15 protein-coding genes are annotated in these 21,533 nt (G+C 55.5%); 3 read left to right on the top strand and 12 right to left on the bottom strand.

The genetic code is table 11. The features are described from left to right. Positions 1-9: 9 nt before the first annotated feature. Entirely contained in the window at positions 10-1,581 is a 1,572-nt protein-coding gene (locus tag ADS46_RS00160; protein ID WP_066314660.1) for a Re/Si-specific NAD(P)(+) transhydrogenase subunit alpha, read from the bottom strand. Positions 1,582-1,899: 318 nt separating this feature from the next. After that, positions 1,900-3,177 (bottom strand): O-acetylhomoserine aminocarboxypropyltransferase/cysteine synthase family protein, encoded by a 1,278-nt coding sequence (locus ADS46_RS00155; RefSeq protein WP_066314657.1) that lies wholly within the window; start codon positions 3,175-3,177, stop codon positions 1,900-1,902. 323 nt (positions 3,178-3,500) lie between these two features. On the opposite strand from ADS46_RS00155, the gene ADS46_RS00150 reads away from it, so the two are divergent. Then, positions 3,501-4,400, top strand: coding sequence for a LysR substrate-binding domain-containing protein (locus tag ADS46_RS00150; RefSeq protein ID WP_066314655.1), 900 nt, complete (start codon positions 3,501-3,503; stop codon positions 4,398-4,400). A gap of 7 nt (positions 4,401-4,407) precedes the next feature. On the opposite strand, the gene ADS46_RS00145 is transcribed toward ADS46_RS00150, so the two are convergent. The 10 genes from ADS46_RS00145 to ADS46_RS00100 all read right to left on the bottom strand — a co-directional run bounded on the left by ADS46_RS00145 (position 4,408) and on the right by ADS46_RS00100 (position 18,112). After that, positions 4,408-5,622 (bottom strand): MFS transporter, encoded by a 1,215-nt coding sequence (locus ADS46_RS00145; RefSeq protein WP_082925913.1) that lies wholly within the window; start codon positions 5,620-5,622, stop codon positions 4,408-4,410. Between the two features lie 47 nt (positions 5,623-5,669). Beyond that, the gene (locus ADS46_RS00140) at positions 5,670-7,166 is read right to left on the bottom strand and encodes a tripartite tricarboxylate transporter permease (protein WP_066314652.1); all 1,497 of its coding nucleotides are present in this window, start codon (positions 7,164-7,166) and stop codon (positions 5,670-5,672) included. Between the two features lie 9 nt (positions 7,167-7,175). After that, entirely contained in the window at positions 7,176-7,679 is a 504-nt protein-coding gene (locus ADS46_RS00135; protein WP_066314644.1) for a tripartite tricarboxylate transporter TctB family protein, read from the bottom strand. Positions 7,680-7,936: 257 nt separating this feature from the next. After that, complete coding sequence (pcaF, locus tag ADS46_RS00130) at positions 7,937-9,151, bottom strand: 3-oxoadipyl-CoA thiolase (RefSeq protein WP_066314642.1); 1,215 nt, start codon at positions 9,149-9,151, stop codon at positions 7,937-7,939. A 5-nt stretch (positions 9,152-9,156) separates the two neighbouring features. Further along, positions 9,157-11,259: a 3-hydroxyacyl-CoA dehydrogenase NAD-binding domain-containing protein gene (locus ADS46_RS00125; protein WP_066314641.1), complete on the bottom strand. Its 2,103-nt coding sequence runs from the start codon at positions 11,257-11,259 to the stop codon at positions 9,157-9,159. Beyond that, positions 11,252-13,363, bottom strand: coding sequence for an acetate--CoA ligase family protein (locus ADS46_RS00120; RefSeq protein WP_066314640.1), 2,112 nt, complete (start codon positions 13,361-13,363; stop codon positions 11,252-11,254). The genes ADS46_RS00125 and ADS46_RS00120 overlap by 8 nt, the downstream gene beginning before the upstream one ends. Then, positions 13,360-14,157 carry an enoyl-CoA hydratase/isomerase family protein gene (locus ADS46_RS00115; RefSeq protein ID WP_066314639.1) on the bottom strand — a complete coding sequence of 266 codons (798 nt, stop codon included), beginning with the start codon at positions 14,155-14,157 and terminating at the stop codon, positions 13,360-13,362. The genes ADS46_RS00120 and ADS46_RS00115 overlap by 4 nt, the downstream gene beginning before the upstream one ends. Positions 14,158-14,386: 229 nt before the next feature. After that, positions 14,387-15,370: a tripartite tricarboxylate transporter substrate binding protein gene (locus ADS46_RS00110; protein WP_066314638.1), complete on the bottom strand. Its 984-nt coding sequence runs from the start codon at positions 15,368-15,370 to the stop codon at positions 14,387-14,389. Positions 15,371-15,482: 112 nt separating this feature from the next. Beyond that, positions 15,483-16,871, bottom strand: coding sequence for an MmgE/PrpD family protein (locus tag ADS46_RS00105; RefSeq protein WP_066314630.1), 1,389 nt, complete (start codon positions 16,869-16,871; stop codon positions 15,483-15,485). Next, positions 16,868-18,112 carry a CaiB/BaiF CoA transferase family protein gene (locus ADS46_RS00100; RefSeq protein WP_066314627.1) on the bottom strand — a complete coding sequence of 415 codons (1,245 nt, stop codon included), beginning with the start codon at positions 18,110-18,112 and terminating at the stop codon, positions 16,868-16,870. Before ADS46_RS00100 ends, ADS46_RS00105 begins: the two co-directional genes overlap by 4 nt. A gap of 429 nt (positions 18,113-18,541) precedes the next feature. Between ADS46_RS00100 and mapR the strand changes: the two genes are divergently transcribed. Together mapR and ADS46_RS00090 are read left to right on the top strand one after the other, a co-directional pair. After that, on the top strand, positions 18,542-19,951 hold the full coding sequence (mapR, locus tag ADS46_RS00095; RefSeq protein WP_066314625.1) for a GntR family transcriptional regulator MpaR: 1,410 nt from the start codon (positions 18,542-18,544) through the stop codon (positions 19,949-19,951). 165 nt (positions 19,952-20,116) lie between these two features. Continuing rightward, positions 20,117-21,526: a cytochrome ubiquinol oxidase subunit I gene (locus ADS46_RS00090; RefSeq protein WP_066314622.1), complete on the top strand. Its 1,410-nt coding sequence runs from the start codon at positions 20,117-20,119 to the stop codon at positions 21,524-21,526. The last annotated feature ends 7 nt before the right edge of the window (positions 21,527-21,533 follow it).

The following is a 21,533-nucleotide window of genomic DNA, read 5'->3' as shown; positions in this document are numbered from 1 at the left end:
CTCCGCTGCTTAGGATTTCTGGAACATGGCGAGCATCCGGCGTGTCACCAGGAAGCCACCCACGATATTAATGGTCGCAATCAGCACCGAGATGGCGGCCAATATGCCGACGATCACGCTACTCGTGCCGATCTGCAAGATAGCGCCGAGAATGATGATGCCCGAGATTGCGTTGGTCACCGCCATGAGGGGCGTGTGCAGCGAGTGGCTGACGTTCCAGATCACCTGGAAGCCGATAAAGCAGGCCAGTACAAACACAATGAAGTGCTGCATGAACGAGACGGGCGCCACCTGGCCGAGCAGCAGCATGAGGGCACCGCCTATCGCCAACAGGCCCACCTGACGCTTGGTCTGAGCCTTGAACGCCGCATGCTCGACGGCTTTCTTCTCCTCCGGCGTCGGTTCCTTTTCTTTCTTCTTCGGCGGCGCCGCACCAATCGCTTTCACCTTGGGCGGCGGAGGTGGGAAGGTGATCTCGCCTTGATGCGCGACGGTGGCGCCACGGATCACGTCGTCGTCCATGTTGTGGTGGATCACACCGTCTTTCTCAGGGGTGAGATCGGTCAGCATATGACGGATATTGGTGGCGTACAGCAGCGATGCCTGGGTGGCCATGCGCGAGGGGAAATCGGTGTAACCCACCACGACCACGCCGTTATCACTCACCACACGCTCGTCGGGCTTGGTCAGGTCACAGTTGCCGCCTTTCTCGGCCGCCAGGTCGATAATCACCGAACCAGGTTTCATCGCGGCGACCATGTCCTCAAGCCACAGCTTGGGCGCGGGCTTGCCGGGAATCAGCGCGGTGGTAATCACGATATCCACTTCCGGCGCCTGCTCGCGGAAACACTCAAGCTGTTTCTCACGGAACTCCGGGCTGGAAGGCGCCGCGTAGCCGCCGCTTTCGGATCCGTCCTGGCTTTCGTCAAACTCGAGGAACAGGAACTCGGCGCCCATGGATTCAATCTGCTCGGACACTTCGGGGCGCACGTCAAAGGCGCGCACCACGGCGCCCAGGCTGGTGGCCGTACCAATCGCCGCCAAGCCCGCCACGCCAGCGCCGACCACCAGCACTTTAGCAGGCGGCACCTTGCCCGCTGCGGTGACCTGGCCGGTGAAGAAACGGCCGAAGTTGTTGCCTGCCTCGATGACCGCACGGTAACCCGCGATATTGGCCATGGACGATAGCGCGTCCATCTTCTGTGCCCGGGAGATACGCGGCACCATGTCCATCGCCACCACGGTGGCGCCCTGGGCCTTGCAGGCTTCCAGCAGCGCTTCGTTTTGCGCTGGCCAGAAGAAGGTAATCAGGGTTTGGCCTTCGTGCAGTTGCTTGACTTCGTCATCGGAAGGCTCGCGGACTTTAATGACCACCTCAGCGTCGCGCCAGAGCGCATCAGCGCCGTCGACAACGCTCACGCCAGCGTCACGATACGCGGTGTCACTAAAGCCCGCCGCCTCACCGGCGCCAGCTTCAATCAGGCACTCATGGCCCAGCTTCTGGATATGTTGGGCGCTCTCGGGGGTGAGCGCGACGCGCGCCTCCCCCCGGGCACTTTCTTTCGGTGCGCCTATCTTCACTCGACTTCTCCTTTATTGTATTCCTACAATTTTTACCTTCATGCAGCGCCGCCGCTCAGGCATGAGGCACTGACCATTTGCGACCTTAGTCATAAAGCCTTTTAGACGTCTAGGATCTAACGCCAAGGCCGCTAGATACTATTCAACCTTTGATTCAACCGGGTTATTTCACTACAACGGGAACCAGTGTGCATGATCCCCCCACGAACGTCTAAAGCCATTAGCAAGCTCAGCAACTACATGATAACGCCGCGTAACAGCATAACCGTCCGTGCACGGCCATTTGACGTGGGAGCGTCATGCCCGCTTCCGTGAGCGTCACTCTCCTTGTGAGGCCGCCAGCGCTTGATCAATATCCGCCAGCAGGTCGTCGATATGCTCAATACCGATCGAGAGGCGCACCATATCGGGTGTGACGCCAGCAGTTTTGAGCTCTTCCTCATTCAGTTGGCGGTGCGTGGTCGACGCCGGAATGGAAGAACAGCTCTTGGCATCGCCGATATTGACCAGCCGCAGAATGAGTGCCAGGGCATCGTAGAAGCGCTCACCGGCGGCCTGGCCCCCTTCAATGCCAAAGCTGAGAATTCCCGAGGCGTGGCCGTTCATGTACCGTTTGGCCAGCGCGTGATCGGGGTGGTTTTCCAAGCCGGCATAATGCACCCAGGTGACCAACGGGTGGCTTTCCAGGTGCTTGGCAACAGCCAGGGCATTAGCACAGATACGCTCAATGCGCAGAGACAGCGTTTCCAGCCCCTGAAGCAGGTTCCAGGCGGCCTGAGCCGACAGCGCCGCGCCCATATTGCGCAGTGGCACGACACGGGCCCTCGCAATAAAGGCTGCATCGCCCACATCTCGGGTATAGCTCACACCGTGATAGGAAACATCGGGTTCAGTCAGCAGTGGAAAGCGATTGGCGTTCGCGGCCCAGGGGAAGGTGCCCGAATCCACGATCACGCCGCCCACGGTGGTGCCGTGGCCACCGATATATTTGGTGGCGGAATGGATGACGATATCCGCGCCGTGTTCAATCGGCCGACACAAGAACGGCGTCGCGGTGGTGTTATCAACCATCACCGGCACCCCGTGACGATGAGCCGCCTCGGCGAGCTTCGTCAGGTCGACCACTCCCCCCGAGGGGTTACCAATACTTTCGCAGAAAACCGCTTTGGTGCGTTCGTCGATCAGCGCTTCGATGCCGTCGATATCGTCCTTGTCGGCAAAACGCACCTGAATACCCTGGCGTGGCAGAGTGTGGGCAAACAGATTGTAGGTCCCGCCATACAGCTCGCTGATCGAGACAATATTATCGCCCGCTTCGGCGATGGTCTGGATCGCATAGGTGATCGCCGCCATCCCCGACGCTACCGCCAGCCCCGCGATACCGCCCTCCAGCGCAGCGACCCGCTGCTCCAACACGGCACAGGTGGGGTTCATGATGCGCGAGTAAATGTTGCCTTCCACTTTAAGATCAAACAGATCCGCCGCGTGCTGCGCATTATCAAAGGAAAACGACGTGGTTTGATGAATCGGCACCGCCACGGCGTTTTGGGAATCAGGCGAATAGCCATGGTGGAGAGCAATGGTTTCTGGCTTCATGAGGACGGCTCGCTATTTTTTATTGAGGTTCGTTACTGATCCTAAACAAGCACCGCACGTAAGGCCAATAATCGTTCGGCCATTCCAGTCGCTGCGCGCCACCGCGTGTTGAGCGAAACGGCTACCGGCATACACGACTTTAAGCTGAAAACCGGTTACCTTCAGCGCTTGCAGCTGTAGGTGCGAATAAACGCAGCCAGAATGGCTTCCTATTAGCTCGATTCACTCCAGACATTAGGTTACTATCAAAACGTTACTGCATGATTATTAGTGCAGGAGCCTTCACCCACACCTCAGCTGTCAACGTCACTGTTGGTAACCCTATGAGCCACCCACTACTCCCCCTCAACCCGCTAAGAGCGTTTGAGGTAGCCGCCCGTCTTCGCAGCCTAACCCGTGCGGCGGATGAGCTGCATGTGTCACAAGTAGCGGTGAGTCGCCAGGTCAAGGTGTTGGAAGATTATCTTGGCGTCGCATTGTTCACCCGCCTGCATCGCGGGATTGAGCTTACACAGGAAGGCGCAGAGCTTTATGCGGGGGTTAAAAATGCTTTCCGCGAACTTGAAAACGCGTCTCGCAAAGTGTCACGGAAAAATCAGCGCGATGTGCTTTCTATCCAGTCCTACACCACTTTTTCGCAACGTTGGCTAATCCCCAGGCTGGCCGATTTTCACACTAAAAACCCTCTGATTGAGGTCAAGCTTTCTTCTTCTCTAAAGCCAGTTGATTTTCAGACCCAAGGCGTTGATGCCGCCATCCGCTCTGGGCATGGAGACTGGCCAGGGCTTCACGCTGAGAAACTGGTGGACATAGAACTGATCCCGATTGTGTCAGCGGCTTTATGGGAAAGCGAAGGCTTGGCTAAAGACGAGCTTTCCAAGGTACGCCTGTTGCACTCCATGGCACGCCCAGACGACTGGAAGACATGGCTGGCAGAAAGCGATTTAGAGGGGATCGATGCAGAGGCTGGCATGAAGTTCGACAACTCGGCATTAGCCTATGAAGCCGCGTCGATGAATATTGGCTGCGCAATCGCGATTAAGGTATTTGTTGAACGCCAGCTACAGGAAGGAAATTTTGTCGCCTTGTCAGACACGGTTTGCCGTACCGGCGAAGCCTATTACCTGACATGGCCGAAAGATGCGCGTCCGTCGGATGCACTGATCAAGTTTCTTGAGTGGATGAAAGCACTGATCGGCCACCCCTTGGGCCAACCCGATTAACTGGGGATCACTGAATAGCGTGTTGTCTTCTCAGACGTTGAAACAGTAGCCAATGCAACAATAGCAGTACCCCGCAGGCAAAGTACGCCAGGGTAAAGCCGCCAAACTGTGTCATCATCCCCAATAACAGCGGTGCTGCAAACTGCATGGCCCGGTTAGCCATCAAGCGCACCGCCAGGGCATGGGCACGCCGATGTTCCGGCACCGACTCCGCGATGACTACCATTGAGAGCGGCTGAGAAAGCCCAACGCCCAGACCCACCAGAATGGAAAACAAACAAAGCCAATAGACATTGCCCGTGACACCCACCAACATCAGCCCAAGGGCCATTAATATCAGCGTCATCGACATAGTGGCGTAGCGACCATGCAGCAGACCCACAATGGCACTGGTAAATGGTCTAACCGCCATGGAGGCGAGTGCACGCAAGCTGACCAGCAGTCCGATGGTGGTGCCCGAGAGCGCAAGGCTTTCAAGGTAAACGGGAAAATAGCTGCCATGGGCCCCCAACGCCAACATGGCGGCCAGGGAAATGACTAAAGACAGCTTGACACCTGGGGAGGTTTTCAGCAGTTGCCATTGCTGCACAACACTGATGAAAAAGCCGCCACCCTGTTGGTCGCTTGATGATGTACGCCGGTTGGACATCATCAAAGATACCAGTGCCACAAAAGAGGCGATAAAAGCGGCATCAAAAGCTGCGCTTGGACCTCCTCGATGATCGACGATCCAGCCAGCCAGCAGCGGCCCCAGCATCTGGCCGATCGATAAATACATGGTGTACCAGCCAAAGTACTTTTCCAGCGCCGTACCCTGCCCCAGATAAGTGATCGCGGTTTGGGCGGAGATAATCATCATCAGCTGCGCCAGACCAATCACCATCTGCCCCGCGATCAATCCCCCAAAACCAGGCGCCAAGACCAGTAACCCCGTACCGATGACCATGCCCACCGCACCCATCTGAAGCGTGCGAGGACTCCCCAATCGCGCGACAAGCGAGCCAAAGGGCAGTGCCAACAGCAGCGGCAAGACATAGGGGGCACTGACGATTAAGCCCAGTATCAGCGGCGTTGCCCCTAGCTCAATAGCTTCTAGCGGTACCGCCACCAGCAACATTGTTTGTACCAGAAAAGCAGTACCCAGGCTTAAACAAATACAGGTGAAGGCTTTTCTTGCCTCTTTTTGATGCCTACCTTTTTGTTGTTCGCCTCCTTCTTGCATGGCACGCCGACCTCCTTGCCCATTGCATATGCTTTTGAAGCGTTTTATTAGTTAGCGCGCCGATACCCTTTTACTTTTTTGCGAAACATACCAAATGCAGGGAGCAAAAAGGAGAGAACCGCAATCAGCAATAGCGTCGCGCTGAGAGGATTAGTGATAAACGTGGTCACGTCACCGTTAGATATAGAAAGCGCACGGCGCAAATTCGTTTCCAGCATTTCACCCAGCACCAGTGCAAGGATGATTGGCGCCAACGGAATATTGGTTTTACGCAGCACATAGCCAATCACCCCAAAGATTAGCGTCACATAGACAGGGAACATCGAGCTTGTCGATGCATAGGCACCGATTAAACTGATTGATGCCACGATAGCAGCAATCGCCGGACGGGGAATGTCCGCCACTTTTGCCCAGAACCGCGCACCTGCCAGACCAATAAAGACCATGATTGGCACACTGAACCATAGAGAAACGAACACGGTGTAAGGAATTTCAGGGTTAGTGGTGAACAGCAAAGGTCCCGGCTGCACACCATGAATCATCAAGGCACCGATCATAATGGCCGTCGTCGCGGAGCCCGGAATCCCCAGTGCGAGCAGTGGCGATAGCGAGCCGGAAACCGAGGCATTATTGGCTGTTTCAGACGCCGCTATTCCTTCATAGCTACCCTTGCCAAATAACTCTGGCTCCTTTGAAAAACGCTTGGCGATTGCATAAGAGATGAAAGAACCAATGGAAGCCCCAGCGCCTGGAATGACACCTACAAAATAGCCGATTAGTGAGCTACGTAAGAACAGATATTTCATCTTGTAAAAGGTTTTGAAGGGAACCTCTAAAATACCGTTCATTGGCTGATTTTTGACTTTATGGCTTGCGCCCGCTTCAATCATGAAAAGCACTTCTGAAAGCGCAAACATGCCAAGCAGTACAGGCACTAACGGCAGTCCTTCAAAAAAATCCGGATGGTAGCTAAAGCGGGGAACGCCGGTCTGACTGTCCAAACCGATCGTGGCCAACGCAAGGCCAATACCCATCGCCAAGGCACCTTTCAACAAGGAGCCCGAAGAGAAACTCGACACAAGGCTCAACCCCAGCAGGGCGAGAGCAAAATAAGCCGAAGGCCCAAAATTCAAAGCATATTCAGAAAGCGGCACAGCGGTTAAAAACAGCATGATAGTACTGACAAAAATACCGATGCCCGATGAAATAATCGAAATATTCAGCGCAATGCCGGTTTTACCCTGCTTGGTAAGCGGGTAGCCATCCCACGCCGTTGCCACCGCCGCGGCCGTACCTGGCGAATTAAGTAATATACCCGAAATAGCGCCACCATATTCGGCAGCCGCAAATAGCGCCACCAGCATGACGATAGAGACAATGGGATCCATGTTGTAAGTAAAAGGGATCATCAAGGCAACCCCTAAACTCGGCCCAAGGCCTGGAATGGCACCGATTAAATAGCCAATTAACGCCCCCGCCACCAAGCCTAAAAACACCATGGGGTTTGCAAAGGCATTCAGCCCTATTAAAAGATTATCAAGCATTTTCAAACCTCAATCGAAATAGACGCCAAGCACCAGCACAAAGACAACGTAGATGCCTAGAGCAAGCAGTGGCGGCAACGTCAGCAATAACAAGTAACGGGTTTCTCCTCCCGCTTTCATCAGCAAAAAAGCGAGAAAGATAATTGCGACAATCAAGCCAGCCGAACTAAGTAGAAACACGGTGGCGGCCATCGCGACAACTGCCAATAACACCTGAACCGGTCGCCCCACTTCAACAGAAAGTTCACTTTCATTATTTGGCTTACTAAAAAAATTAATAATAATTAAAAAAACAATAGAGATACTGATTAGCATTGAAACCAATAGCGGAAAGCCACTGGCTCCCACGTGCCCAGAATCACCATAGCTGGGTAGATTGAGGGCTTCTAGGGCGTAGAAGGCAGTTGCACCTAACAGCAAGAAATAAACAACCAGCTCTAGCCATTTTTTACTTATGGTAAGGGTTACATGCTTGCCTTCGTCTAAAGGAGCATCAGGAATATCATCACGCATTGGCGAACTCCAGTTTTTATAGTTAATGATTGGCGTAGCAATAAAGCGCCACCACACTTGTTTTTATGACGGCTGTTTTTCATCGATGTATTAATGAGAACGGTGTATGGGTTAATCATGGCGTAGGGTGGCCAAAAGGAAAACTGACCATTTATCAGGCTTGGCCACCGCGAACATTAGGCTGCAATGCCACTAAAGAACAATCGACAAGACGAGAGAGTGATGAAGGCAATGGATATGCGAAAGCGAGTTTTTCTTCACCGCTTCATAACCCGTTCAACAATTAGCGCAATACCCTGCCCTACGCCTACACACATGGTACACAGCGCATAGCGACCCTCTATGTTTTCCAGTTGGTTCAACGCCGTTGTAACCAACCTTGCACCCGAGGCACCTAACGGATGACCAAGTGCAATAGCGCCACCGTTGGGGTTTACTCGAGGGTCGTCGTCTTCCACGCCCAAACGGCGGCATACGGCCAACGCCTGAGCCGCAAATGCCTCATTCAGTTCGATAACATCCATTTGATTAAGGCTTAAGCCCTTCATGCGCATGACTTTCTCCACGGCAGGTACAGGCCCCATCCCCATGACCCTGGGATCGACTCCCGCGGTTGCCATCCCCACAATACGTGCACGGGGGCGTAATCCATGACGTTCTGCCGCTTGTTGATTCGCTAACAGCAAGGCGCAGGCACCATCGTTAATACCTGACGCATTGCCTGCGGTGACGGTGCCGTTCTCTTTGACGACGCCTCGCAACCCGCTTAACGCTTCCCAGGTGGTGTCTGGGCGCGGGTGTTCATCGGTCGCCACAGTGATATCTGGCTGTCGCCGCTGCGAAACAGTCACGGGAATGATTTCTTTGCTAAAAAACCCCGCTTCTTGAGCAGCCTGCCAACGTTGCTGACTGCGTAGCGCAAAGGCATCCTGATCGCTGCGTGAAACTCCCTCTTCCTCGGCCACATTCTCCGCTGTCTGAGGCAGGGCATCGACACCATGCATGGCTTTCATTTTAGGGTTGACCAAGCGCCAACCGATGGTCGTGTCCTCTAATTGCTGAGCACGAGAAAAGGGCTTGTCGGCTTTACCCATGACATACGGTGAGCGGCTCATGCTTTCAACACCGCCCGCAATCAACAGTTCAGATTCTCCACAGCGTAAGGCCCGGGCAGCACTCCCCACCGCATCCAGGCCAGAGCCACAAAGCCGGTTAAGCGTGACACCTGCCACACTGGTCGACAGCCCGGCTAGCAGCGCGGACATACGCGCCACGTTGCGGTTATCTTCCCCTGCCTGATTGGCACAGCCGAAAATCACTTCATTAAGTTGCCCCCAATCCAAATGCTCCTGGCGTGCCATTAACGCCTGAATCGGTAACGCACCCAAGTCATCGGTTCGAATGGAAGATAGCGCGCCGTTAAAACGGCCAAATGGGGTACGAACCGCATCGCAAATCAATGCATCGGTCATGATGCTCACTCCTCGGAATTCTGAACGTTCAGGCTCTGCAGATTCGCACGTTGGTGCCCTTTACCGCTGACCTCGGCTAATTTGTCCAGCGCTTTTGCCAGCTCATTACTGCTCATCTGCCGGGCAATAAATAGAGGCCCGCCTCGCCAGCGGGGAAAGCCATAGCCATTGACCAAGGCGATATCAATGTCCGCAGGCCGCTGGCACACGCCCTCCTCCAGCAACAGCAGGGCTTCGTTGATCAAGGCAAGCTCTGCGCGCTGCTGGATCTCCTGCGCGCTAAACGCTTTAGGCGTAATGGCGTGCTCTTCCCGGTAGCGCTCGACTAGCTGAGCGACTTCCGGGTCTGAAGCAGGCTGCATAGCCTCGTCGTAGCGGTAGTAGCCACGGCCGGTTTTGCGCCCGAAACGGCCCGCTTCGCAGAGCAGATCCGGTACCCCCACGTAGCGCCTAAGGTGGCGGGTATCGGCGGTTTGCTGGCGCATTTTCAAGGCGATATCCAGCCCGGACATATCCGCCACTTTAAAGGGCCCCATAGCGAAACCGTAAGCTTCCAGCGCGGTATCTATCTGCTCGGGGCTCGCCCCTTCTTCGAGCATAAACTCGCACTGACGCCGGTAGGCGGCGTAGAGCCGATTGCCTACAAAGCCCCATGCGTTGGCAACCACTATCGCCTTTTTCTTAAGCCGCCGCGCAACACTTACAGCAGTAATCAAGGACTGCTCGCTGGTGGCTTTACAACGCACGATCTCCATTAGCGGCATGCGGTCTGCCGGGCTGAAAAAATGTAACCCCAGTACTCGCTCCGGGTGGGGAATACCCTCGGCAATCTGTTCAATATCCAGGTAGGAGGTATTACTGGCCAGCAGCGTACTTTCGCTAACCCACTGAGCCAAATCGGCAAACAGCGAGCGCTTGATGGCCAACTCTTCCACAATAGCCTCGATCACCAGGTCAGTACCGGCCACCTCGGGTAACTGCTGAGTAGGCTTCAGGCGAGATAGCGCGTCATGCCGCTGTGCCTGGGTTAACCGCTGGCGTTTAACGCCTTCATCCAACGCCTGGGTAATCCGCGTCACGCCTGCTTCAAGCGCCTGATCGTTTAACTCCAATAGATCAACGCTATAGCCTGCCTTAAGCGCACAAAGGGCAATACCGCTACCCATGGTGCCTGCGCCCACTACCGAGATACGCGATACCGGTGCGGCCTTAACGGGATGAGTGGGCTCAAAGGGTTTTTCACGTTCGGCAAAAAACAGATAACGCAGCGCCTGGGCAGGTTCGCTGCCGCGCAGGGCTAGAAACTGGGCCCGCTCTTCGGCAATCGCGGCGCTAAAGCTGAGTGTGGTTGCCTTCATTACTACCTCGGCAGCAACAGGCGCGGAGGGTAAACCGCGGGCACGTGCCAACAGCTTGGTGATCCGGGCTTGCAATGCTTGCTTATCCACTGGGGGCACGTCGCATTCTGCTAGTGGTTGTTTGCCTCCCTGATAGCGGTTGGCATAAGCCAATATCGCCTTCAATACCTCAGCTTCCGGTGCCTCACCCCCGCTGGTTTCTCCCTGCGTCGTGTTGAGCAGCTCATCGACTAACCCCACTTCGTAGGCTTCAACCGCTGTAATCGGCTTACCGGAAATGATCATCTCCAGCGCCTTGGGCAGGCCCACCGCTCTTGGCAAGCGCTGGGTTCCACCGGCACCGGGTATCACGCCTACCGTGACTTCGGGTAGGCCCAGCAGCGCGGTGGGCGTGGTGATGCGGCTGTCACAGGCTAACGCCAACTCCAGACCGCCACCCAGCGTATGGCCGCTAATGACTGCGATAACCGGTATTGGAAAAGCGCTGAGCGCCGCAGTGACCTGGGGCAGCGTCGGTTCAGTTGGCTCATGCGCCAACTCGCGCAGGTTGGCCCCCGCCATCAGATGTGGGCCTTTACCCATCAGCACCACGGCACGACTCTGCTGCGTATCAATCTTGTCCAGCGCGGCCAAAATGCCTCGGCGCACCGCGTCGTTGCTGCTATTCACCGGAGGGTTATCCAGGGTAATGATGGCAACCGCCCCGTCCTGGTCGAGATGAACACGGCCTGCGGTCGATGTCTCAACCATGACTATTACCTCCCGCCTGTTCGTCCAACACCAACACCGCATCCGCGGCCACAACACCTTGGCCTTCCGGCATCACGAAAAGCGGATTGATCTCAGCCGTAACCAGAAGGTCTCCTAGCTCCCCGGCCAGGGCAGAGAAAGCCATAATCGCCTCAGCAAGGGCTTCCGTGTCACGGCTTGGCGCACCGCGATAGCCTTCGAGCAGTGGCCAAGTGGTGAGCTGCTGCATCATCTCCCGCGCTTGCGCCAGGGTCAGGCTCCCTTGCTCTGGCAGCAAACGTATGGCGGTGTCCTTGAATAGTTCAGCTGTGACGCCACCTGCGCCTAGCAAAATCGCTGTACCTAGCGCATCGCGATTTGCGCCGAGAATAAGCTCATGACCGCCAGCCACCATGGTCTCTACCAGGAAGGTGTCAGGACGGCGCGCCACGTGGGCTTCAACGTCACTTACCATCTGATCAAACCGCTGACCAATGGTGTCGGAATTCAAATGCAGTGCAACGCCACCAATATCACTTTTATGCAGCAGGCTGGCATCCATTATCTTGAGCACCACGGGGGCATCCAGCTCGCTGGCCGCGCGCTCAGCCTCTTCACGGGAGTGCACCACTCGACTGGGCGGTACGCTAATGCCTGCCTGGGCGAACAGCTGTTTCGCCGCGGCCTCGTCAATTGAGCCCTTAGGCAAGGCAGTTAAATCGGGTAGCGTTACCTGAGGTGACCCACCGCCGCCAAACAAAGGCCTGCCGATAAAGTGCAGCGCTTCCAGCACCGCGCTGCAGCTCTCCGGTGAGCTAAAGCCGGGGATGGAGGCGCGATTCAAGCGCTGCAGCGTACCTGGGGCGTAAGGGCTAACGTAGGCCAGTAGCGGCTTATTGTTAGTCGCCAGGCTGTCGCTGATGGCCCCCACAACAAGGTCAGGCATCGCCAACCCGGAGGAACCAATAATCACGATCAAGGCGTCGTAGCTATCGCTTTCCAGCAGTATACGAATGGCCTGGCGCAGCAAGTCGGGCTGCAGCCCCGCCAGAGTCACGTCGATGGGGTTACGGTCTAGCGCGGTCGGCGTATCGCCCTGCAAGGCGCGCAGTTTTTCTGCGGTAGCGTGATCCGGCGCGGGCGTATCAAAGCCGTTGACGCCGAGGCTATCGGCAATCAGCGTACCGGCGCCCCCGGTCGAGGTCAGCACCGCCACCCGGCGCCCGGCCAGTTGGCGGCCAGCAACGAGTACCGCGGGCACATCCAAGAACTCGTCAAAGGTGTTAACACGGATAACCCCCAACTCACGGAAGAAGGCATCGTAAACTCGGTCTTCCCCCGCCAGGGCACCGGTGTGAGAGCTTGCTGCGCTGGCACCCGCTTCGGAACGGCCAATTTTAAATACTACCAGCGGCTTGCCCGCCGCCCGCGCGCGCAGGGCAACCTCACGGAAACGCGCCGGGTGACGAACGCTCTCCAGATAGAGCGCAATCACCTTGGTGTTCGGATCATCAACCAGGTAGTCAACAAAATCGCTGACTTCCAAATCCACCTCATTACTGGTGGCAATCAGCGACGATAAACCAATCCCCCGCCCAGCGGCCCGTGACAGCAGCGCGCCCAGAATGCCGCCACTTTGGGATACCACCGCGACACTCCCCTTGGGTAGCTCGCTCACTTCCAACGCACCGCTGGCGGAGAGCGGAATGCCCGCCGATAAATTAACCAACCCGATGGTATTGGGGCCGAGGAGACGCATGGAACCTGCGGCTTCTTTTAACTCATCCTGCAGTGCCAGGCCTTCTTCGCCAGCCTCGGCATAGCCGCTGGCCAATACCACCGCCGCTTGGCAGCCCATCTTGGCCAGGGAGCGCACTGCGTCGATACTGCGTTTGGCATTCAGCAGCACAAGCCCTACATCGGGCGCTTCGGGCAGTGCTTCCACACTGGGGTAACAGGTCAGCCCCTGAATCTCAGTAGCTTTCGGGTTAACCGGGTAAATCGGGCCTTTAAAACCGTGCTTAAGCAAATAAGAGACTGGCAACCCGGAGGTTTTTTTAGGGTCTGCAGATGCACCGATGACGGCAATGCTCTTAGGGTTCAGGAGGGCGTGGATCTGGCTCATTGTTGAGCCTCCTTCATACGATCAAGGAATGCCTGCACCGAGGCACGGTGCTCTTCGGAGGTGTAACAGATACCCTGGGCTTTGCTGCCTTCAGCGAAGACTTGGCTTTCGGACATTTCGTAGCTTTTGTTGATAATCGATTTGGTCAGCGCCGTCGCGGTGCGTGAACCGCTACTCATTTCATCTGCCATGGTGTGAGCGGTGTTAAGCAATTCATCTGCACTACAGCGCTGATCGGCAATGCCCAACTGTAGGGCCTCATCTGCATTCACCCGCCGACCACTGAAAATCAACGCCTTGGCACGCGGCAATCCCACACGGCGCGGGAGGAAGTACATGCCACCACCGTCAGGAACCAGCCCACGGGCAATATAGGCCCAGGTAAAGTGCGCATAGTCCGAGGCGATCACAAAATCGCAGGAGAGTGCTAAATCCGCACCTAGACCAGCTGCTGCCCCATTCACCGCTGCCACTGTCGGAATGGGCAAATTAAGTAACAGGCTCGCCGCATAGTGAACGCCCTGCTGGCGCTCCCAGCCGTTAAAGCCAACGGTAGCGGGATCAGCTTCCATACGGGTTTTCATGCCGGCAATATCGCCGCCTGCGCAGAACCCTTTGCCACTCCCGGTGAGCACCAAAGCGCGCACGGAACGGTCAGTACGAATGGTATGCAAAAGCTCGACTAATTCCGCACGCATGCCATCGCTCATGGCGTTTCGCTTGTCAGGGCGATTTAAGGTCAGCAAGGCAATGCCGTTTTCAATCGAACAGGACACTAACGAATCTTGTGTCATGACAACATCCTCTAATAATTTTTTATTTATGGAATTAACAATATAAAAAGCTCAGATGATGATTTTGACAATAGGCCGCCACTTATACCATTGATTAAAAATAAGAGAATGCCCATTAATTAGTTATGGCAAAAGGAAACAATCAGAAAAAAAGGAGAGAAATATTTATTAAACAGCATTAAAATAGGCGGAGAAAAATCTCCGCCGCACTGTTATTCAAGAACTCTTATTATTCTTTATCTAGCTCTTTCTGGGCAGTTTCACTAATTTGATAGGCAAACTCGGTGTACTCTTCTGGGCCAATCCAGAAATCGGTGACCCCTGCGCTACGTGCGTAGGCCTGGTAATCCTCGGTTTGCATGGCTTCGTGAAACGCATCAGCAATTTGCTGCTGTGTTTCCATCGGGATACCTGCCGGGCCAAAGACCCCTCTAACCTGCTTCCAGTTTGGGTCAACGTTGTAGCCCTGCTCTTCATAGGTAGCGACATCGGGAAGGCTCTCTAACCGCTTTTCCCCATGCACCCCGAGCCCTTTCAAGCGCCCCGCCTCAAAATAAGCCTGAGCCCCGCCCAAACTGGACATGCCCACATCTACATGCCCGCCCAGCGTAGCCGACACAATGTCCGGCGTTGAGTTGAACGGCACCCATTCAAACTCTACACCGGCAGCATTTTCGAGCATGCTAAGGCCGATATGCTGCGTGGAACCCTGCGGCCCAAACCCGCCGACGGTTACTTTTTCATCGCTTTGCTTGGCTTCGTCAATCAGTGCATTCAGATCATTTATGGGTGAATCAGTCCGCGTCCAGATCAAGAGAGAATCAGACTGAGCGGTCGCAATCCACTCAAAGTCGTCAATGGCAAATACGCCTTCCAAATTCGTCAGCATGCCCGTGAAATGTGAGAGCGTATTTATCCCCAACGTCAAACCATCAGGCTCAGCAGAACGTACTCGCGTCATTTGACTGGCTCCGCCACCGCCGGGCGAATTAATCACTGTGATCGACTGACCAATCTGGGGCTCCAAGGACTCTGCAAGGGTGCGCATGAACACATCGGAAGAGCCACCGGCTTTGGTGTGCATAATCACTCGGACATCGCCCTGTGGCCACTCGCCATTATCAGCGGTTGCCAAGGTACTTACTGACATGAATGACGTCGCGGCGATGCTCGATAGCAAAACCAAAGTCAACTTCTTTTTATCTTTAAACATTTTTCACCTCATTATTAATTGCTTTTGTAATGGTAGTGATAACTATCACTTAATAAATGTTGGCACAGTCTAAAGTTACCAACCACCAACGATAAATTGGGTGTTGGTTAACTTATTGTCTGTCACTTTCAACTGAGCCCAGAGAGTCCACTAAAAAAACCGAGCCTGGCAGCACATTGCTCAACATCACGACTTCTTGAAGAGATTGACTCTCAGACGGTAAACACGAGACGCTTGCTAACTCTTGATACTTTTCAAACAACTCAGCGTCCGTCATGGGATCTTCAGGATCCCCTTTACGGGTCTCCTGCAGATGTTGGTAGGTATAGCCATCGACGGTGGTGACCATAATATTGGCCATCCGCTGGCGGGGGTAACGCGCTGCAATATCAGCACGTTCTGAGACAGTTACTTTGGGCATTAACGCGCGAATGCGGGCATCTTCCAGCGCTGACGGCTCGAACGCTTGCAGTCTGACTCTGCCCAGCACCAAGTAAGCGGCAATGCAATACTGAATACTAAAGCGCGCCTCTTGAGCTGATGAGGGGACAGGGCGATTGCACATCGAATAGGTCGCGCTATACCCCTCGATATGGATAGATTCAATGCTCTCCGCTTTAATGGGCGCGGAGGCTTGCAGCGCTTTTAAGCCATCCAGCGCAGGAAAAATATGGCCACAGCAGCCATGGTTTTTCACCGTCATGCAGGTAATCGGCGTCCACTCATCAAGGCCCTCTAGCGCTGCAGCCCAGTTGCCAGTGGAGTCACTGGTAGCAGCCGCAAAACCATTGCTGGCATGCAGGCTGTCCAGCGAGGCGGTGACCCCTTTTACCGCGGCCATTCCCGCCATTAACCCGGCATCAGCGGCGTGGCCCGCATGCAGCGGCTTGACCATACCCTCACCCTGCAAGTTCTGCTGGTGCCCACCAGCAAAACTACTGGCCAATCCCATAGCGTGACCAATTTGCTCTGAAGTGGCACCGAGCAGCATCGCAGTGGCAACCGCGGCCCCTAGGGTGCCCACCGTGGCGGAGGTGTGCCAGAAGCGGTAGTGGCTGGGCTGGATGGCGAGGGCAATGCGACAGCCCACTTCATAGCCGCCAATAATGGCGCGATGAAGCTGCTCTCGAGATGCCTGAATATCTTGTGCTACCGCCAATGCCGCCGCAATCGTTGAGCTACCGGGGTGGTACCCCCCGTCTTTGAAGATGTCATCAAACTCAACGGTGTGGCTTGCCGTGGCATTCAGCAAGGCCGCATAGCGGGGAGAGCCAAGACGTCCATCCACATAACACACGGCTTTGCCCTCGCCTCGGGTGGCAGAAAAGGCGTCGGATAACAGCGTGGCAGGCGCCTGATTGCAGCCCGGCAGCGTAGTGGCGAACCAGTCAAGCAGTGCCCGGCGAGCGGCCCATTCGACCTCAGCGCGTAGCGGGCGGGTGTTCCAGTGATTGGCAGCCAGAGCCAGGCGTTCAAGCGGATTGGGAAACGTGTTATTCACGACCGATCTCCTAAGCGGCTATCAATACCAACGCCGCTCTCTATAGGCCCACCTATTGCGCCATCGGCGATAAGCGCCGCTAAATCCTGCTTTGAATAGCCCAGGCTCATCAGCACCTCGGCTGTTTGCGCACCCACTTTTTGCGGTGGTGACGTAATGCCACGGGTGCCCTCGGACATGCAAAATGCTGATACCGGAACAGTGAGCGTTTGCTCTGCGTCTGGACTAAGCGGCTGTGCATGCAAGACGCCCCTGGAATGCACATGGGGATCATCAAGTGTTTCGTCTAACTTTCGTATGCGTGAGGCAGGAATTCGCCGTTTCTGCAAAAAGGCTTCCCAGTAGTCAGCGGCCATAGTGCTAATAATCTCGGCGATCGCCTCGGCTTCTTCAGCATGACCATCGAGCCGTTCATTATTATTGTGTTTGATCATGTCCTCCCGACCCAGGGCCGTCCACAAACGCTTTTGCTGGATCAAGTTAGAGGCGGCAATCATTAACGGCTGATCCGAGGCTTGGTAGCAACCGATGGTGGCAAAGGGAAAGGTATTGCCTTTGGGTTCTGGTTTCTTACCATTCCACATTAACGCCGTTAAATAGGGGCTGGAGAGCATAAGTGCCGTATCGGACATGGCAACATCCACAAACTGGCCTTTGCCGCCGTTGCGTTCACGCTGAAACAGGGCGGTTGAGATGGCAAACGCGGCCGTGGTGCCGGTGGCATAGTCCACCACCGGCGCGCCGCTTTTGAGTGGGCCGGTATGCCGGTCGCCGGTCATTGCCATCATCCCCGAGTAGGCCTGGATCACATTATCGTAGGCGGTGAGTTCCCGGCGGGGGCCGTTGCTGCCAAAGGCGGAAATGGAGCAGTAAATCAGCTTGGGGTTGAGCTCTTTGAGGGCTTCATAGCCCAGCCCGAGTTTGTCTAATGCACCGGGTCGGTAGTTTTCGACAAACACATCCGCAGTGGCGAGAAGCTTCTTTAACGCCTCACAGCCTTGAGGATGTTTAAAATCAATCGCAACGGCTTTTTTATTGCTGGCTTGGGACATAAAGGCGGTGCCCAGCCCCTGATCATTAAGCGCCCGGTCGGACCCTTGCATGCGCGCTTGGTCCGGGTCACTTGGCGACTCAACCTTGATCACATCCGCGCCCAGCACCGCCATCTGGTAGGTAGCGAAAGGGCCCGCCAATACGTGGGTAGCATCCACAACACGGATATTTTCAAACGGGGAAGACATAACGGCCTCAGTGCACTTGTTTCACTCTTATTTGGTAGGCAGCGATATTTTGCCGACCTGCAGTGAGTTAACAATGCATAAATACGCACACGGTGTGCACTGATGAAACGTCAGGGGATACTTAACAAATGGTTCGTGAAGCCTGAGCTGACTGCGGAATTAGTCCTTATGAGCCACCGCCACTACCCCGCCTCCATATCAGCACCAGTGCCGAAAAAACATTGATAACGTGCACCTCAAACCAACGCCAATAAGTACGAAAAAGTTACAAAAAGGCACCAGACCATTTCTTCTGATATGCTTTTTATTAAACTAGCTGCGCCTGTTTAGCATTCACTACTTACAGCAACGTCGAATTTCCTGGTAGCAGAGAATGCCACCGTGCCGCCTTCAGTCTTGGCTCTACCCACTGTACCTACGGTTTGTTCAATGAAACGCTACGAACAGTTTGCCAATGAGATAGCCACACTGATTCGTCAGGGCGTACTTGGCCCAGGGGAGCGGATCCCCTCGGTGCGCCAGGCGAGCCGTCATCACGGCATTAGCCCCTCCACGGTGTTTCAGGCTTACTACTTACTGGAAAACCAAGGACTTATCATTGCGCGGGCGCGCTCGGGATATTTTGTTCGTGAACACGCCCGGCGCTTGCTGGACGAACCGCGCGTGACACTGCAGCCCACCGACCCAGCAGAGGTAGAAGTCAGCGAGCTGGTGTTCTCGGTGCTTGGCTCGCTTCAGGATGACCGAACGGTGCCCTTCGGGTCGGCGTTCCCCAGCCCCGAGCTGTTCCCGCTTTCTCGCCTGGCTACTAGCATGACACGGGGGTTACGCGAGCTTTCGCCCCAACAGGTGGTGGCCGACATGACCACCGGGCATACCGACCTGTGTCGGCAGATTGCGCTGCGCTACATGTTGGGCGGTATTCAACTGCCGATGGAAGAGCTGGTGATTACCAATGGTGCTATGGAGGGGCTTAATCTAGCGCTGCAGTGTGTTACCCAGCCGGGCGACCTGGTGGCGATTGAGTCACCGGCGTTTTATGCCAGCCTGCAGGTATTGGAGCGACTAAAACTTCGCGCCGTGGAGATTCCGGTTCACCCACGGGAGGGAATCGACCTCGAAGTATTGGCAGAGCGGCTAGAGACACTGCCCATCAAAGCCTGCTGGTTTATGAGCCATTTACAGAACCCAATCGGCGCCAGCCTGAGCAGAGAGCGCAAACAAGCCCTCTATCAGTTGCTAAAACAGCACCAAGTGCCGATGCTAGAAGATGATGTATATGCCGAATTGTACTTTGGCAGCACCCCGCCCGCGCCCGTAAAAACCTTCGATGATGAGGGCTTGGTCATTCACTGCAGCTCCTTCTCAAAGTGCTTGGCACCCGGCTACCGGGTCGGTTGGGTAGCGGGCGGCAGCTATGCACAGGCCATCTCGCGGCTAAAACTGATGACCACCATTTCACCTTCCGTGCCTGCCCAAGCAGCCATTGCTGACTACTTGCAGCACGGCGGTTACGACCGCCATTTGCGTAAGCTCCGCCATGCCCTGGAAGCCCAACAAGGCAGCATGTTAGCGGCAGCGGATCGCTACTTTCCTGCCAATACCCGCATCACCCGCCCGGCAGGCGGCTACTTCTTATGGGTGGAGTTTCCCGAACGTGTGGATTCGCTGCGGCTATTTAATACCGCGCTCGACCATGGCGTAAGCATAGCGCCAGGCCCGATTTTTTCCGCGACCCAGCAATTTCGCCACTGCGTTCGGCTAAGCTACGGCCACCCCTGGACGCAACGCAGCGAACGCGGCATGGAAACCTTGGGCCGGTTATTAACCCTCTTTTAACCCGCTATTTCAACTCGGCTGCCAAAGCAACTGATATGGTTTTTTAATAAAAAGCTGAGCCTGTTATGCAGCACAGCAAACGATAGACTATTCCGATGAAGCCACACAGCGGCCATACCTGCCCACTACCTAGCTAGGACTTTGGCTGTCATCGGAGGAAGCGCCATGCTTGGAATCGCGGCCATTGATCTGGCCAGGGTGCAGTTTGCCTTTACCATCTCCTTTCACATTATTTTCCCCGCCATCACCATTGGTTTAGCCAGCTACCTGGCCGTGCTGGAAGGGCTGTGGCTAAAGACCCAGCGGGACACCTACCGCCACCTTTACCATTTTTGGTCAAAAATATTTGCCGTCAACTTTGCCATGGGCGTGGTCTCGGGCATTGTGATGGCGTACCAGTTCGGTACTCACTGGAGCGGCTTTTCCGCCTTTGCGGGCAGCGTTACGGGGCCACTGCTCACCTATGAAGTACTCACGGCCTTCTTCCTTGAGGCTGGCTTTTTGGGTGTCATGCTCTTTGGCTGGGAGCGCGTCGGCCGGGGCCTGCACTTTTTTGCGACTTGCATGGTCGCGCTGGGCACCCTGGTCTCAATGTTTTGGATTCTCTCCTCCAACAGCTGGATGCAGACCCCGCAAGGCCACGACATCGTCAACGGTGTGGTGATCCCCGTTGATTGGATGAAGATTGTCTTTAATCCCTCTTTTCCCTACCGCCTTGCCCATATGGCACTGGCCGCTTTCTTAAGTACGGCGCTATTTGTCGCCGCCTCCGCCGCTTGGCTGCTGCTAAGGGGCAAGCCCTCCCCTGAAGTACGCACCATGCTCTCAATGGCGCTGATCATGCTGGCCATCACTGCCCCGCTTCAGGCCGTGGTGGGTGACTTGCATGGTCTTAATACGCTGGAACACCAACCTGCCAAGATCGCCGCTATCGAAGGGCACTGGGATAACAGCAGCGGTGAACCCACCCCGCTGATCCTGTTCGGCTTACCCGATATGGACCGCGAAGAGACTCGCTTCAAAGTGGAGATTCCCGTGTTGGGCAGCCTGCTGTTAAAGCACAGCTTGACCGAGCAAATCCCCGCCCTTAAGGAGTTCGACCCGGAAGACCGCCCCAATTCGACTATCGTGTTCTGGAGCTTTCGGTTAATGGTCGGACTTGGGGTGTTAATGATACTGCTTGCCATCGTGGGCAACGCCCTGCGCATCAAAGGGCGGCTATATAGATCCCGCCGCTTGCTACTGTTCACGTTAGGCATGGGCCCAGCGGGGCTAGTGGCTTTACTCGCGGGCTGGTTTACCACCGAAGTGGGCCGACAGCCTTGGGTCGTCTACGGATTACTGCGCACCGCCGATGCCGCTTCAGCGCACAACGCTGTGCACCTCAGCATTAGCTTGGCGGCCTTTGTGGTGGCCTATCTGGCCGTCTTCGGCACCGGTGTTATCTACATGATGCGCTTGGTCAATAAAGGCCCAAGCGATTCCCCTTCGCACACCTTAGGTGGCCCAGGCCATCAACACACGCCCGCACGGCCGCTCTCGGCGGTTAACGACACACTGACGACTCACTACTAGATTGGGG

The organism is Halomonas sp. G11 (assembly GCF_001663515.1).
In the GTDB taxonomy this organism is placed as follows: Bacteria; Pseudomonadota; Gammaproteobacteria; order Pseudomonadales; family Halomonadaceae; genus Vreelandella.
Note: the sequence above shows the minus strand (reverse complement) of the source record. Positions and strands in the feature narration are given on the sequence as shown.

Bases quoted from the DNA above. Each gene is read 5' to 3' on its own strand.
- ADS46_RS00155 (WP_066314657.1), bottom strand. From the start codon at position 3,177: ATGAAGCCAGAAACCATTGCTCTCCACCATGGCTATTCGCCTGATTCC.
- ADS46_RS00150 (WP_066314655.1), top strand. From the start codon at position 3,501: ATGAGCCACCCACTACTCCCCCTCAACCCGCTAAGAGCGTTTGAGGTA.
- ADS46_RS00145 (WP_082925913.1), bottom strand. From the start codon at position 5,622: ATGCAAGAAGGAGGCGAACAACAAAAAGGTAGGCATCAAAAAGAGGCA.
- ADS46_RS00140 (WP_066314652.1), bottom strand. From the start codon at position 7,166: ATGCTTGATAATCTTTTAATAGGGCTGAATGCCTTTGCAAACCCCATG.
- ADS46_RS00135 (WP_066314644.1), bottom strand. From the start codon at position 7,679: ATGCGTGATGATATTCCTGATGCTCCTTTAGACGAAGGCAAGCATGTA.
- pcaF (WP_066314642.1), bottom strand. From the start codon at position 9,151: ATGACCGATGCATTGATTTGCGATGCGGTTCGTACCCCATTTGGCCGT.
- ADS46_RS00125 (WP_066314641.1), bottom strand. From the start codon at position 11,259: ATGGTTGAGACATCGACCGCAGGCCGTGTTCATCTCGACCAGGACGGG.
- ADS46_RS00120 (WP_066314640.1), bottom strand. From the start codon at position 13,363: ATGAGCCAGATCCACGCCCTCCTGAACCCTAAGAGCATTGCCGTCATC.
- ADS46_RS00115 (WP_066314639.1), bottom strand. From the start codon at position 14,157: ATGACACAAGATTCGTTAGTGTCCTGTTCGATTGAAAACGGCATTGCC.
- ADS46_RS00110 (WP_066314638.1), bottom strand. From the start codon at position 15,370: ATGTTTAAAGATAAAAAGAAGTTGACTTTGGTTTTGCTATCGAGCATC.
- ADS46_RS00100 (WP_066314627.1), bottom strand. From the start codon at position 18,112: ATGTCTTCCCCGTTTGAAAATATCCGTGTTGTGGATGCTACCCACGTA.
- mapR (WP_066314625.1), top strand. From the start codon at position 18,542: ATGAAACGCTACGAACAGTTTGCCAATGAGATAGCCACACTGATTCGT.
- ADS46_RS00090 (WP_066314622.1), top strand. From the start codon at position 20,117: ATGCTTGGAATCGCGGCCATTGATCTGGCCAGGGTGCAGTTTGCCTTT.